Here is a 13,081-nt window from a genome sequence, read left to right as displayed (position 1 = left end):
GCAGCTGCCCTGCGTCAACACGGCATCTGCCTATTTAACTTGGCTTTTGTTAAAGCTGTGCCCGGACAGGGTGATGATGGCGGGTTTTCTCCGCCAGGTGCATCAAAACAATTACATCGGCCTCGATTGCGGTGTCGTCATCGCCATTGATGCTTTAGAAAACCGGCGGAACAGGCGGGGACGGTATCGCAATGGCCAAGGGTAGATTTGCTTTCGCAAGCGCGCCGGAAAGGTCGCTGGCGCTCGGGGAAGTTCATGCGCGGCCAACAGTGCTGCTGGCTCCGTCGCGCATCATCGTCCAGCTTGCCTTCATGATGGATGGCGGCTCGGCCGTGCATCATTCGGTCATCGCGGAAATGTCGCGCAGCCGGGGTGTTGCGCCGCCGGAACGCGACGCCCGCCATCACGCCATGCCCTGGGGGCAGGGCACACTGCGGTGGGAGCGGCATACCGAATTCTCGACATGGTTCTGGGATGGCCCCGCACCGGAAAAATTCGGCGGCGATATTGCCGGCGACCCTTTCGGGGATGGTTTTTCGCCGCCCGGCTCGCTGATATCAGGCGTGCGGCTGGAAATTCGCAACGACAATAAGCTCGCCTCGCAAGCAGAGACGCTGTTCGAACCGACAAGCCTCTGTCACAGCGACGTGCGCGACGGTCAGGCGGCGATCCTCACCGATTTCCGTCAGGATCGCGATGGGCTGACGCAGATCCTGGTGATAGACCGGGGCTTGAGCGATTACAGCCGCGGCGCGCTGGTGCAGCGGCTGCTGGATATCGAGACCTATCGCACGCTCGCCATGCTCGGCCTGCCGATGGCGCAGACACTCTCGCCGGAAATCCGCCGCATCGAGGATGGCCTGACGGGCATCACCCAGCGCATGAAGAACGGCGCGCGCGACGAGGCCGATGCGCTTCTGGCGGAGATGACCCGGCTTGCGGCGGAACTGGAAGCCAATGCCGCGCTCAGTCTTTATCGTTTCGGCGCCAGCCGCGCCTATGACGGCATTGTGCGCGAACGTATTCGCGCGCTTGCGGAAACGCCGGTTCAGGGGCACGAGACCATGGGCAGCTTTCTGGAAAGGCGGCTCGCGCCCGCCATGCGCACCTGCCAGTCCGTCGAAGAAAGGCAGGCCAACCTGTCACGCAAGCTCTATCGCGCCACGGCTCTCGTCAGAAGCTGGATCGACGTGGAACTGGAGCGGCAGAATACGGTGCTGCTCAACACCATGAACAAGCGCGCCGCCATGCAGCTTCGCCTGCAGCAGACGGTTGAGGGTCTCTCGGTCGCCGCCATCTCCTATTATGTCGTCGGCCTTATTGGTTATCTCACCAAGGCCATCAGCCACGACGTGCTGCCGGTCGACCCCACCGTGGTTACGGGTCTTTCCGTCCCCTTTGCCGTGCTGGGCGTCTGGTGGGTGGTGCGCCGCGTCCGTCGCTCCCATGCCGAGGGTGGGCATTAAGGCACACTCGCGCTTCCCTCATTCCTGTGACAGGCACAGGGACGAGGGCAGAACAAGTGGCATTGGCCAGCGCCTCCGCCGTTCTAGCCCTGCTCCCAATAGGGCGACGGCCCATAAAGCCCGGCCAGATAGTCAATGAACAGCCGCACTTTCGCGGGCAGGAACTGCCGGCTCGGATAAACCGCCGACAGCGTGACGTTTCGCGACCCCTCATAGGCGGGCAGAACCTGCACCAGTTTACCGGCGCGCAGTTCATGGCCGATATCCCAGGTTGAGCGCAGCGCAATGCCGAGTCCGGAAATCACCGCCTCGCGGATCACCTCGCTCGAATTGGTGACCAGCATGCCTTCCGGGCGGATGCTGAGCGCGCCGCCCGGCCCCTCCAATCGCCAGATATCGTTGTTGTGGGCAGGCAGGCAGCGGTGCTTCTTCAGATCTTCGATCGTTTCCGGCATGCCGTGGGTGGCCACATAGTCCGCCGAGGCGCACAGCACGCGGCGCACGGGCGCCAGACGGCGCGCGACGAGGCTGGAGGAATTGAGATCAGCAATGCGGATCGCCAGATCGTAGCCGCCTTCGATGATATCGATGAATTCGTCGCTCAAGACCAGATTGACCGACAGGTCCGGGTGCCGCTCCATGAAAATCCGCAGATGCGGCGCGATATGCATGCGCCCGAAAGAGGTGGGGGCGGAGATTTTCAGCGTGCCGTTGACGGTATTCGCCCGGCCGGACACGAAATCTTCCGCATCCTCCAGCCCTTCCAGCACGGCAAGCACTCGCTCGTAAAAACCCTGACCCGCTTCGGTCAGCGAAATCTGCCTTGTGGTGCGCTGGAACAGCCGTGCGCCGAGTTTCTCTTCCAGCCGCTTGATGCGCTTGGAAATGACGGCTGGGGAATAGCCAAGCTCCTTGGCGGCAAGCGACATGCTGCCGGAGGCGGCAACGGTTGCGAAGACTTCCAGATCGCCCAGATTTGTCACAGTTGACCTCTGATTGTTTCCGTAATGGAAAAAATCCATAACATTTGATTGCGCTCTTTCAAAGTGGTAAAGAAAGAATACCACTTGGCAAGACGTGCATGGAGGAGGGGCGGTGACGCAGCCGATCAAGTTTCTGGAGCCGCGGGCAAAGGTCGTGGCGAGCCGTGACCGCATCATATCCGATCTGAAGGATATCCTCGCCGAGGGCTGTCTTGTGCATGAGCCGCGTGAGCTCGTGCCTTTCGAGACGGATGCCTTCGTTTCCTACCGCCGCCTTCCGCTGGCCGTTGCGCTGCCGAAGACGACCGAGCAGGTCGCAGCGGTGCTGAAATATTGTAACCGTTATGGCATTCCGGTCGTACCGCGCGGTGCCGGCACCTCGCTCTCCGGCGGCGCGATCCCGCAGGAGGATGCGGTGGTGATCGGTCTTTCAAAGATGTCCTCGATCCTCGAACTGGATTTCTACAATCGCACGGCGCAGGTCCAGGCGGGTGTCACCAATCTTTCCATTTCCGATGCGGCGGGTGCGGAAGGCTTCTTTTATGCGCCGGACCCAAGCTCGCAGCTTGCCTGCACCATCGGCGGCAATATCGGCATGAATTCCGGCGGCGCGCATTGCCTGAAATATGGCGTCACCACCAATAATCTGCTCGGCGTAAAAATGGTGCTCGTCGATGGCACGGTGCTGGAGCTGGGCGGCAAGCACCTCGATGCCGCCGGTTACGATCTGCTGGCCCTCGTCTGCGGCTCGGAAGGCCAGCTTGGCATTGTTACGGAAGCGACGGTGCGGCTGATCGCCAAGCCGGAGGGTGCGCGGCCGGTGCTGTTCGGTTTCGAAGCCTCCGAAGAAGCGGGCTCCTGCGTCGCCGATATCATCGGCGCGGGCATCATTCCGGTCGCCATCGAATTCATGGACAAGCCGGCAATCGAGATCTGCGAGGCCTTCGCCAAGGCGGGATATCCGCTGGATGTCGGCGCGCTTCTGATCGTCGAGGTCGAAGGCTCCGAGGCGGAAATGGACGCCATGCTGGCGGATATCGTTACCATTGCCAGAAAACACGGCGTGAAGACGGTGAAGGAATGCCAGTCGGCCATGGAGGCGGCGGCGATCTGGAAAGGCCGCAAATCCGCTTTCGGCGCAACGGGCCGCATCGCGGATTACATCTGCATGGATGGCACGGTGCCGCTTTCCCAGCTTTCTTATGTGCTGAAAAAGACGAGTGAAATCACCGACCGGCTCGGCCTTCGCGTTGCCAATGTCTTCCATGCGGGTGATGGCAACATGCACCCGCTCATCCTGTTCAACGCCAATGACCCTGATGATGCCGCCCGGGCCGAAGAGGCGGGCAATGAGATATTGAAGCTCTGCGTCGATGCCGGTGGTTGCCTGACCGGCGAGCATGGTGTCGGCATCGAAAAACGCGATCTCATGCGCCACCAATATGGCGAGGCCGATCTGGCCCAGCAGATGGCGGTGCGCGCGGCTTTTGACGAGGGGTGGTTGATGAACCCTTCCAAGGTGTTTCCGCTGGAGGGGAGGGGATGATGGGTGTGAATTTTGTGCTCTCTGTGGGTGTGGCTCACCCCCCTCTGCCCTGCCGGGCATCTCCCCCACAAGGGGGAGATTGGCAAGACGCACCTGCGTCGCTCCATCTCGACCGAAGAAAAATGCGGGGCCTTGCCGCGAGTCGATCTCCCCCCTTGTGGGGGAGATGCCCGGCAGGGCAGAGGGGGGTATCCCTCGCGCAAACGTCGCTATCCCATGCCCGGAGCCCGCCACCCCATGTTGACCCCCTACGCAGAAACCCAGGCCGCCGACATCATCCGCGACCACGCCGCGCGTAAAAGCCCGCTGAAAATCATCGGCGGCAACACCCGCTCCGGTTTCGGCAATGCTGTCGCAGCAGATGAAGCACTCTCTTCCCGCGCCATGAACGGCATCGTCTCCTATCTGCCCGCCGAAATGGTCATGACCGTAAAGGCCGGAACGCCGCTCGCCACCGTCGAAGCCGCCCTTGCCGAAAATTTCCAGATGATGGCTTTCGAGCCAATGGACCATCGCGCGATCATGGCAACCGCAGGCGAACCCACCATCGGCGGCGTTTTCGCCGCCAATGTCTCCGGCCCGCGCCGTTATGTGGCGGGTGCTGCGCGCGACAGCCTGCTCGGCATCCGTTTCGTCAACGGTCGCGCAGAAGTCATCAAGGCCGGCGGTCGGGTGATGAAGAATGTGACCGGGCTCGATCTTTCGAGGCTTCTGGCGGGTTCGCACGGCACGCTCGGTTTTCTCACCGAAGTCACCTTCCGCGTATTGCCGAAACCGCCTTCGGAAAAGACAGTCGTTGTTTCCGGGCTGGATGATGAGGCAGCGACGCGGATCATGGCGGCGGCCATGGCGATGAGCGTCGAGGTCTCCGGTGCGGCCCATCTGCCGGAAAGCGTACGCTCCCGTTTCATCGATGGCGCCCTGCCGGAAGGTCCGGCGACGATCCTCAGGCTGGAAGGTCTCGCGGCGTCGGTGGAGGCGCGCGCGGCCAAACTCCTCTCGGTCATGGACAGGGTTGGCCCATGGGCGTTGCTGGAAGGCGAGGAAAGCACGGTTTTGTGGCGTCAGGTGCGGGATGTCGCGCCCTATGCCGGGGAAAACGCCAAACCGCTCTGGAAAGTCTCGGTCGCGCCGGCGCAAGGCCACCGGCTGGTGGCCGCCCTGCGCATGGAAGCCGGCATCGATGCCTTTTACGACTGGCAGGGCGGTCTCGTCTGGATGCAGATGGAAGCAGACCCGGAGGCGGAGCTGCTGCGCGGCGCCATTCGCGCGCTTGGCGGCGGGCATGCCACCTTGATGCGGGCAAATGATGCGATACGCGCCACCGTGCCGGCATTCGAACCACGCCCGGCGGCGGAAGCCATGCTGTCTGAACGCATCAGGGAAAAGCTCGACCCAGTGGGCATCTTCAATCCCGGCAAGATGGCTGTAACGATGGAAAGGGCCGTCTGAACCATGCAAACATCCTTCACGCCCGAGCAGCTGGCCGATCCGCATGTGGCGGAATCCGAAAAGATCCTGCGCAAATGTGTGCATTGCGGCTTCTGCACCGCCACCTGTCCCACCTATGTCACGCTCGGCAACGAGCTGGATAGTCCGCGCGGCCGCATCTACCTCATCAAGGACATGCTGGAAAACAGCCGCCCGGCCGACCGGGAGGTCGTTACCCATATCGACCGCTGCCTCTCGTGCCTTGCCTGCACCACCACCTGTCCCTCCGGCGTGGACTACATGCATCTTGTCGATCATGCCCGCGCCCATATCGAACAGACCTATAAACGCCCCTTCATGGATCGCCTGACCCGCAATCTTCTGGCTGCGGTTCTGCCCTATCCCGGTCGCTTCCGCCTGGCCCTGCATCTGGCAAGGATCGCGCGACCCTTTGCCGGGCTGCTCGCGAAGTTTCCGGCACTGAAGCCATTGCAATCCATGCTCGATCTTGCTCCCGCCTCCATCCCCGTCGTTTCCGCTTCCGCCCGGCCGGGTGAACGGGCGGCGGAAGGCGAGAAGCGCGGTCGCGTCGCCATCCTCACCGGCTGCGCCCAGCCGGTGCTCGATCCCGGTATCAACGAAGCGACGCTGCGCCTGCTGGCGCGGCTCGGCGTCGAGGTCGTGGTTCCCAGGGGAGAGGGCTGCTGCGGTTCGCTGGTGCACCACATGGGGCGAGAGGCCGAGGCGCTGGCCGCCGCCCGCCGCAATGTCGATGTCTGGATGCGGGAGATGGAGAATGGCGGCCTCGACGCCGTCATCATCACCGCATCCGGCTGCGGCACCACCATCAAGGATTACGGCCATATGCTGCGGCTCGATCCGGCTTATGCGGACAAGGCCGCGCGGGTATCGGCGCTCGCGAAGGACATTACCGAATATCTTGCCACCCTCGACCTACCGCAAAAGGAGAGCCAGGGACTGACGGTCGCCTATCATTCGGCTTGCTCCATGCAGCATGGCCAGAAGATCACCATGGCGCCGAAACAATTGCTGAAAGCGGCGGGCTTCACCGTCCGCGATCCGGCGGAAGGGCATCTCTGCTGCGGCTCTGCCGGAACCTACAACATCATGCAGCCGGAGATTTCCGGAAAGCTGAAGGCACGCAAGGTGAAGAACATCGAGGCAACGAAGGCGGATGTCATCGCCACCGGCAATATCGGCTGCATCACGCAGATCGCCACCGGCACGCAAATGCCGATCCTGCACACGGTCGAGCTGCTGGACTGGGCCTATGGCGGGCCGAAACCGGCGAGGCTTTCCGCTTAGAGCGCAATGCCTGTGGTGCGCACTCGTCCCTCATTCCTGTGCTTGTCACAGGAATCCAGCCAGCCCAAGTCCTTGGGCTGAAAGGGCTCCTCCCGCCGCGCAGACGCGCGTCGACTGGATTCCTGTGACAAGCACGGGAATGAGGTTCAGGGGGTGCCCTGTCGCCCGATTTTCCAGCCCAACGCTAGAACTTGTAGGCGACGCCGAAGTTCACCGCATTGGTCATGATATCGGTCTTGAGCTTGCCGCCATTGTCGATATCCACGTCGATAAAGGAATAGGTGCCTTTATATTCCACGAAGGTCGACCAGTTGTCGGTGATGCGGTAGCTGAGACCGGCCTGTGCCTGCAGGGTTGCGCCGCCGAACTGGTATTCGAAGGTGCGACCGGAACCGCGTGTGACCTCCACATGCGGCACGTTGATGCCGACGCCCGCGCCGACATAGGGTGTCAGCGGCAGGTTCTCCAGCGGAAAGCGGTAGAGCGCATTCAGCGTCAACAGGTTCAGGCCGTCGGTGAATTCGAAATGCGACCAGCCGGAGCGGGCAAGGGTCTGGTCATCGGCATAGACCTTGTCATGCGTGAAATCGAGCGAGATACCGAAATTGTTGAGCCGGCCCTCGTCGAACCAGTAGGTGCCGCGCACGCCCCAATAGGGTGGGCTTGAAAACGACTTGCCTTCCCATCCAGCCCGGAAGTCCGGTCCGTCGGACACTTTCACGTCGCTATGCGGGGCGCTCTGCCAGCCGCCGTAACCGGAAATTTCAAATTCCCCCGCCATGGCTGCGGAGAAGGAAACGCCGCTGAACAACAGGGCGCAGACAAAAGAAGCGTGGCGCGGCATGAAGAGAATCCAGATTGATATCAGAAATGCACCAAAGCGTTTTTTCGTAACATTTAAATGACAGAAACGAAAAACGGGCGGTCAGCTGACCACCCGTTTTAAGGCCGTTCCATCATCCCCCTGAGAGAGGTCCGGCGCCTGGCGTCCCCCGCCAAGTCTCGATCAATCAGATTTGCCCGGAGTGTACCGCCGCAAGGCGGCAATACAAGCGCATACGCCGCGATGTGGTCCGATATCACCCGGAATAGGGGAACCCGTTGCCGTCATATCACAATGACGGTGGTTCCGACGTTGACGCGCTCATAAAGATCGGTGACATCCTCGTTGCGCATGCGGATGCAGCCGGATGAATTGTTGCTGCCGATCGTCCAGGGCTGGTTGGTGCCATGGATTCGGTAAAGGGTGGAACCGAGATACATGGCGCGCGCGCCCATCGGATTGGCCGGGCCACCTTCCATGAAGGCCGGCAGGTAGTGTCCCTTCGCCGCTTCGCGGGTAATCATCTCCTTCGGTGGGGTCCAGCTCGGCCATTCCGCTTTACGGGTCACCTTGTGCGTTCCGGCCCATTCAAAACCGGGCTTGCCGACGCCGACGCCGTAGCGGCGCGCCTTGCCATCGGCCATGACGAGATAGAGGAAGCGGTTCGGCGTATCGATGACGATGGTGCCGGGCTTCTGGGTGGTCTGGTAGCTCACGATCTGCGGCAGGAACTGCGGGGCGATCTGCGTGCGCACCGGCGCGTTCGGGCGCACGGCGGCGTTCTGCACCCGTGCCGGGCGTTGTGATGTGACGCCCGAGCTTGGGCGCTGGGGCATGGCTGCGGCCTGACGCTGCTGGAAGAGCGGCTGGCGTGCGGCCGGTGCGCGCGGATAAACCACGGGGCGCACATTGCCACGCCCGAGCTGCGTTACCCAGGGCGCGGAAAGGTCCGGGCTGACGATGACGGGCGGCCGCTCGCGATAACGCTCATTGGCCATGGCGGCTGGCGCCGTGAAGGTGGAAACGAGGCTCAGCGCCAGAAAAACGGACTTCATCGTCATCGGGTGGACTCTCTCTGCGGGATGTCGCAACAATGGAAATCGCGGGTTTATTCGCCCGCATTGCCGGACACGTTCGCACCTTGACGCAAGTGAATCGTAAATGGCTGTTCATTAAAAAGCGCTTCATTAGTGCAACCTGTATTTAGGGTTAGCACCGGGTTTTGAAACGTGGTGAATGAGTGGTAAGTGCGCGTGTCCCGCCGGTGATTTGCGGGAGCGGAAAAGGGTTGTTGCGGAATGGATGAGGCGGGACTTGAAACCGGTGCGGATGGCCGTGTGCGGTGTTTCTGGCAGCAGGGGCTGGAGGATTACAGCCGTTACCACGATGAGGAATGGGGCTACCCCGTTACCGATGACCGTCGCCTGTTCGAGAAGATCTGCCTGGAAGGATTTCAGTCCGGGCTTTCCTGGCTGACGGTTCTGCGCAAGCGTGAGGCTTTCCGTCTTGCCTTCGCCAATTTCGAGTTCGAAAAAGTGGCGGAGTTCGGTGAAGCCGAAATCGAGCGCTGCCTTGCGGACAAGGGCATTATCCGCCATCGCGGCAAGATCGTCTCAACGATCAACAATGCCCGCCGCGCCCTGGAATTGCGTGACGAATTCGGTTCTCTTGCCCGTTATTTCTGGAGTTTCGAGCCCGCCGCCGCAGAAAGGCCGCAAAAGCTGGACTATGCGACGTTAAGGGCCAATCCCACCAGTGCCGCGTCCATTCGTCTTTCCAAGGACTTGAAGAAACGCGGCTGGAGTTTCGTCGGTCCGACGACAGTCTATGCATTCATGCAGGCCATGGGTATGGTCAACGATCATATCGAAGGTTGTCATTGCCGCGAGCCGATCGAGGTCATGCGGCGGGAGTTTGTACGTCCATGAAGGTAACCTCCCTTCTTCTGGCGCTTACCATGGCGATGGCGGCCGTGCCGCATCAGTCCTTCGCTGAAAGCCGCAATGTCGATGGCATCTGGTTGGATGATGGCGAAAGGCTGAAGGAAGTGGCCATGCCGCCGACCGGGCCGCTGAAGCTCGATGGCTGGACGCGGCGCGGGCGCGGCGATGTCTACCGTTTGAAAGTCAAGGCCGGGCAGACGGTGAAGGTGGAGCTTGCCTCCTCCAGCGAATTCGTCCTGATGGCGATCTTCGATTTTTCCACACCGGATGAGGATGCGATCTTCTTCAGCGATTCCGAAGGTAAAACGGCAACGCTGACGCCGAAGGCGGATACGGAATGGCTGATCCGCCCGACGCTAATCCTGGGGTTACCCCGTCGCGGTCTCGGTGCGCATTATACGCTGACGGTCAGCACCGAAAAGTAGCGGTAGTACCGTTCAGCCCGCTTGCGTCAGCATGATCAGGCCGAAACTCAGAATTCCAAGCAGGACGAGCGACAGGCTGGCGGCGACGATGACCTTGCCGCCGGCATGGCGAAGGCTGCGAATATCGACGGACAGGCCCAGTGCCGCCATCGACATGATGGTGAGGATGTTGGAAAGCGAGGCGAGGGGACCGAGCAGACCCTCGGGAATAAGGCTGAAGGATCTGGCCATGATCATCAGCACGAAGCAGATGATGAACCACGGAACCATCTGCTGCAATTTCAGCCGTCCCGTGCCGGACTGGCCGTGGATGACGGAAAGGGCGGCGATGACCGGTCCCAGCATCAGCACGCGGATGAGCTTGACGATGGTGCCTGTCTGCACGGCGACGGCGCCGAGCGGTGCGGTGGCGGCCAGAACCTGTGGCACGGCATAGACCGTCAGGCCCGCAAAGATACCGTATTGGGTGGCGTCGAGACCGAGAAGCTGTGGCAGGAACGGCATCAGCAGAACGGCGGCGACACCGAGGACCGCGGTGAAGGCAATCGAGGCAGCAACATCTTCCGGCTTCGCGCCAATGGCGGGTGCGGCCGCCGCGATGGCGGAATTGCCGCAGATGGAGTTGCCGCAGGCAATCAGTGTCGCCAGTTTCGGCGGCAGCCCCAGCATTCGCCCGGCGGCATAGCTGACGACCAGTGACAGGGCGACAATCAGCGCAATACCGCCAATCAGCAGGCCGCCGGCGCCCTTGAGAATGGCGAGGCTGAGCGACGCGCCAAGAAGCGCCACGGCGATTTCGAGCAGGGTCTTGGCGCTGAACTTGATCCCGGCCGCAGCAACCGCCGGCAGCGACACCAGCGAGCGTAAAAGCGTGCCGATCAGAATGGCAAGCACAAGATCGCCCAGCCATGCATGACCGGCAAGGCGCACCTGAAAACGCTCCGCGAGAATAGCCGCGCAGCTGACTGCCGCGCAGAGCAGAATTCCCGGCAGAAGCGGGGTCAACCAGCGAAGGGAGAACTGAAAAGGATGAGTGAGGGTGCGATGCTGTGCCATGGCCAGACAATGCCGCAGCGGCCTGTTTTATTCTATCAAATAATATGGCATATATTATTCGGTAAAATCGAATGAAGAGCCATGACCTTCGAGCAACTCCGCATTTTCATCGCCGTCGCTGAGCGCGAGCACCTGACAAGGGCTGCCGAAGCCATCGGTTTGACCGCCTCCGCCGTCAGTTCCTCCATCAAGAATCTGGAAGCCTTTTATAATGTCGAACTGTTTCATCGCGTCGGCCGCAATATCGAGCTGACCGAAAGCGGCCGGGTGTTTCTGGGTGAGGCCAGGGCGACGCTGGCGCGCGTCCGCAACGCCGAACTGATCCTCTCCGAAATGGGCGGCCTGACACGCGGCGAAATCACCGTTTGCGCCAGCCAGACGATTGCAAGCTACTGGCTGCCGCCAATCCTCATGCAGTTTAAGAAGCTTTATCCGGGTGTCACGTTGAAACTCGATATCGGCAATACGAAAACGGTGACGCAGGCCGTGCTCGACGGTCTGGCGGAGGTCGGTTTCATCGAGGGCAGGATCGACGAGCCCGCATTGATGGTGCAGCCAGTGGTATCCGACAAGCTTCTGGTGGTGACCGGCTCGGCCCATCCCTTCGCTGACGGTCGGTATCTCACCGCTCTCGATATGCTCTACGGAACATCCTGGGTGCTGCGCGAGCAGGGCTCCGGAACCCGCTCCGCCTTTGAGGCGGCGGTGCGGCAGATGGGCGTGGACCCGGCTGAACTGTCTGTCATGCTCGAACTGCCGTCCAACGAGGCGGTGGTGATGGCAGCGCGCTCCGGCGGCGCGGCGACGGCGGTTTCCGCATCCGTCGCTTCCCTTTTCCTGCGGCAGGGATTGCTGGTCCGTTCGGGCATCGATCTGCCCGCCCGCAACTTCGCCCTGTTACGCCACAAGGAACGCCACACCAGCCGTGCGGCAATGGAACTGGAACGACTGAGCCGTGCGGCGTCGGAGGACTACAAGGCTGGTCTCGCCGGGGTATAGCGGTGCGAAGGGGGGCGGCACCATTGGCCTTTGCGAGCGTGTTGGGCAAGCTTCCCCCCTCTTCAGCGTCATCCTCGCCCTTGAGGCGAGGATCCCATGGCGTCGCGGCTTGTGTATCCCCGGGTCAAGCCCGAGGATGGCTGGACGAGAGGGTTGAAGTCCCTGATAAATAACGTCAGGAGCGCCGTCGCCAGCGCCCCTCCTTCAGCAACAGCAATCACTTGCCCTTGGATTTCAGCCAGGCCTTCATCATGGCGATTTCGCCCTCCTGCGCCTTGATCACCTCTTCGGCCAGTTTGCGGATTTCCGGGTCCTTGCCGTATTCCAGCTGAACCTTTGCCATATCGATTGCGCCCTGATGATGCGGGATCATGCCGCGCACGAAATCGACATCGGCATCGCCGCTATAGTCGATCGCCATATCGCCATGCATCTTCTTGCTTGCTTCCATGAAGGCCTTGGTGGACGCGGTTTCGCCTGCTGCGCTCTTTGACATGTCGTGTCCGGCATGGCCGCCCGCTTCCTGTGCGAGAAGGGGCATGGCGAAGACGGTGGTGAAAGCGGCGGCGAGCGTGATGGTTTTGATAGACATGGATTATCCTTCCTGTGTCCGACGTATTTTTCGATGGATTGTCTGGAAAAATATGGCGTCAGGCGCGGGGAGGCGGCAGGGGCGGCGCGAAAGCCTCGCCATTGAAGAGGGTGCTGCGTTGTGGTTTCGGATAGGCGAATGTCATCCGGCCGCTATCGGCGAAGATCGTTCGCGGAACCACGATCAGGCAGGCGGCGCAGGAGCCGGGATGCGCGGCGTTGTCGCCATGCGGACAGCAGCCACCCATGGCTGCACTATAAGGAGCATTCTTGCCTTGCGTATGAGAGCCGCCGTCCCGATCGGAATGGTGTGAATGGGCATCATGTTTCATCGGGGTCTGTGAGGAAACAGTCTTGCCCGTGGCCGTCGGCATGCTCAGCGCCATCTGCACCGGCATGGCGCCGAAAAGCAGACAGGCAAGAAACATCAATGTGCGAACCACCTGAGACATGGTGCGAATTTGCCGTGAAAATTATGGAATAAGCATGGCG

The 13,081-nt window shown here is 61.3% G+C and carries 13 protein-coding genes; 7 read left to right on the top strand and 6 right to left on the bottom strand.

Going from position 1 to position 13,081, the window contains the following annotated elements; all coding sequences use genetic code 11:
* Positions 1 to 191 precede the first annotated feature (191 nt).
* Positions 192 to 1,466: a DUF3422 family protein gene (locus tag G3A56_RS07790; protein WP_003494027.1), complete on the top strand. Its 1,275-nt coding sequence runs from the start codon at positions 192 to 194 to the stop codon at positions 1,464 to 1,466.
* Positions 1,467 to 1,549: 83 nt separating this feature from the next.
* Here the strand turns inward: G3A56_RS07790 and G3A56_RS07785 are convergent, their stop codons facing one another.
* On the bottom strand, positions 1,550 to 2,449 hold the full coding sequence (locus G3A56_RS07785; RefSeq protein ID WP_082184598.1) for a LysR family transcriptional regulator: 900 nt from the start codon (positions 2,447 to 2,449) through the stop codon (positions 1,550 to 1,552).
* Between the two features lie 112 nt (positions 2,450 to 2,561).
* Here G3A56_RS07785 and G3A56_RS07780 point away from each other — a divergent pair, with 112 nt between their 5' ends.
* The 3 genes from G3A56_RS07780 to glcF all read left to right on the top strand — a co-directional run bounded on the left by G3A56_RS07780 (position 2,562) and on the right by glcF (position 6,752).
* Positions 2,562 to 3,995 carry an FAD-binding oxidoreductase gene (locus G3A56_RS07780; RefSeq protein ID WP_082183779.1) on the top strand — a complete coding sequence of 478 codons (1,434 nt, stop codon included), beginning with the start codon at positions 2,562 to 2,564 and terminating at the stop codon, positions 3,993 to 3,995.
* Positions 3,996 to 4,232: 237 nt separating this feature from the next.
* Positions 4,233 to 5,447, top strand: a complete 1,215-nt coding sequence (glcE, locus tag G3A56_RS07775) for a glycolate oxidase subunit GlcE (RefSeq protein ID WP_082183780.1) — start codon at positions 4,233 to 4,235, stop codon at positions 5,445 to 5,447.
* A 3-nt stretch (positions 5,448 to 5,450) separates the two neighbouring features.
* Positions 5,451 to 6,752, top strand: a complete 1,302-nt coding sequence (gene glcF / locus G3A56_RS07770; protein WP_082183781.1) for a glycolate oxidase subunit GlcF — start codon at positions 5,451 to 5,453, stop codon at positions 6,750 to 6,752.
* A gap of 184 nt (positions 6,753 to 6,936) precedes the next feature.
* Here the strand turns inward: glcF and G3A56_RS07765 are convergent, their stop codons facing one another.
* Both G3A56_RS07765 and G3A56_RS07760 read right to left on the bottom strand, forming a co-directional pair.
* A complete protein-coding gene (locus G3A56_RS07765) occupies positions 6,937 to 7,596 on the bottom strand; it encodes an outer membrane beta-barrel protein (protein WP_003494037.1) in 660 nt (219 codons plus the stop codon).
* Between the two features lie 263 nt (positions 7,597 to 7,859).
* Positions 7,860 to 8,636, bottom strand: coding sequence for a L,D-transpeptidase (locus G3A56_RS07760; protein ID WP_003494039.1), 777 nt, complete (start codon positions 8,634 to 8,636; stop codon positions 7,860 to 7,862).
* Between the two features lie 237 nt (positions 8,637 to 8,873).
* Here G3A56_RS07760 and G3A56_RS07755 point away from each other — a divergent pair, with 237 nt between their 5' ends.
* Both G3A56_RS07755 and G3A56_RS07750 read left to right on the top strand, forming a co-directional pair.
* Positions 8,874 to 9,503 (top strand): DNA-3-methyladenine glycosylase I, encoded by a 630-nt coding sequence (locus G3A56_RS07755; RefSeq protein ID WP_003494042.1) that lies wholly within the window; start codon positions 8,874 to 8,876, stop codon positions 9,501 to 9,503.
* Entirely contained in the window at positions 9,500 to 9,943 is a 444-nt protein-coding gene (locus G3A56_RS07750) for a hypothetical protein (RefSeq protein WP_003494044.1), read from the top strand. The genes G3A56_RS07755 and G3A56_RS07750 overlap by 4 nt, the downstream gene beginning before the upstream one ends.
* Positions 9,944 to 9,955: 12 nt before the next feature.
* On the opposite strand, the gene G3A56_RS07745 is transcribed toward G3A56_RS07750, so the two are convergent.
* Positions 9,956 to 10,999: a YeiH family protein gene (locus tag G3A56_RS07745; RefSeq protein ID WP_137067522.1), complete on the bottom strand. Its 1,044-nt coding sequence runs from the start codon at positions 10,997 to 10,999 to the stop codon at positions 9,956 to 9,958.
* 81 nt (positions 11,000 to 11,080) lie between these two features.
* Here G3A56_RS07745 and G3A56_RS07740 point away from each other — a divergent pair, with 81 nt between their 5' ends.
* A complete protein-coding gene (locus tag G3A56_RS07740; protein ID WP_082183782.1) occupies positions 11,081 to 11,998 on the top strand; it encodes a LysR substrate-binding domain-containing protein in 918 nt (305 codons plus the stop codon).
* Positions 11,999 to 12,215: 217 nt separating this feature from the next.
* Here G3A56_RS07740 and copM read toward each other — a convergent pair whose 3' ends face one another.
* Together copM and G3A56_RS07730 are read right to left on the bottom strand one after the other, a co-directional pair.
* On the bottom strand, positions 12,216 to 12,590 hold the full coding sequence (gene copM / locus G3A56_RS07735; RefSeq protein ID WP_082183783.1) for a CopM family metallochaperone: 375 nt from the start codon (positions 12,588 to 12,590) through the stop codon (positions 12,216 to 12,218).
* A 58-nt stretch (positions 12,591 to 12,648) separates the two neighbouring features.
* Positions 12,649 to 13,041: a hypothetical protein gene (locus G3A56_RS07730; protein ID WP_246231225.1), complete on the bottom strand. Its 393-nt coding sequence runs from the start codon at positions 13,039 to 13,041 to the stop codon at positions 12,649 to 12,651.
* Positions 13,042 to 13,081 lie beyond the last annotated feature (40 nt).

This window comes from Rhizobium oryzihabitans (assembly GCF_010669145.1).
GTDB lineage: Bacteria > Pseudomonadota > Alphaproteobacteria > Rhizobiales > Rhizobiaceae > Agrobacterium > Agrobacterium oryzihabitans.
Note: the sequence above shows the minus strand (reverse complement) of the source record. Positions and strands in the feature narration are given on the sequence as shown.

Excerpts from the sequence above, each read along its gene's own strand:
- G3A56_RS07790 (WP_003494027.1), top strand. The coding sequence starts at position 192 with ATGGCCAAGGGTAGATTTGCTTTCGCAAGCGCGCCGGAAAGGTCGCTG.
- glcE (WP_082183780.1), top strand. The coding sequence starts at position 4,233 with ATGTTGACCCCCTACGCAGAAACCCAGGCCGCCGACATCATCCGCGAC.
- glcF (WP_082183781.1), top strand. The coding sequence starts at position 5,451 with ATGCAAACATCCTTCACGCCCGAGCAGCTGGCCGATCCGCATGTGGCG.
- G3A56_RS07765 (WP_003494037.1), bottom strand. The coding sequence starts at position 7,596 with ATGCCGCGCCACGCTTCTTTTGTCTGCGCCCTGTTGTTCAGCGGCGTT.
- G3A56_RS07760 (WP_003494039.1), bottom strand. The coding sequence starts at position 8,636 with ATGACGATGAAGTCCGTTTTTCTGGCGCTGAGCCTCGTTTCCACCTTC.
- G3A56_RS07755 (WP_003494042.1), top strand. The coding sequence starts at position 8,874 with ATGGATGAGGCGGGACTTGAAACCGGTGCGGATGGCCGTGTGCGGTGT.
- G3A56_RS07750 (WP_003494044.1), top strand. The coding sequence starts at position 9,500 with ATGAAGGTAACCTCCCTTCTTCTGGCGCTTACCATGGCGATGGCGGCC.
- G3A56_RS07745 (WP_137067522.1), bottom strand. The coding sequence starts at position 10,999 with ATGGCACAGCATCGCACCCTCACTCATCCTTTTCAGTTCTCCCTTCGC.
- G3A56_RS07740 (WP_082183782.1), top strand. The coding sequence starts at position 11,081 with ATGACCTTCGAGCAACTCCGCATTTTCATCGCCGTCGCTGAGCGCGAG.
- copM (WP_082183783.1), bottom strand. The coding sequence starts at position 12,590 with ATGTCTATCAAAACCATCACGCTCGCCGCCGCTTTCACCACCGTCTTC.
- G3A56_RS07730 (WP_246231225.1), bottom strand. The coding sequence starts at position 13,041 with ATGTCTCAGGTGGTTCGCACATTGATGTTTCTTGCCTGTCTGCTTTTC.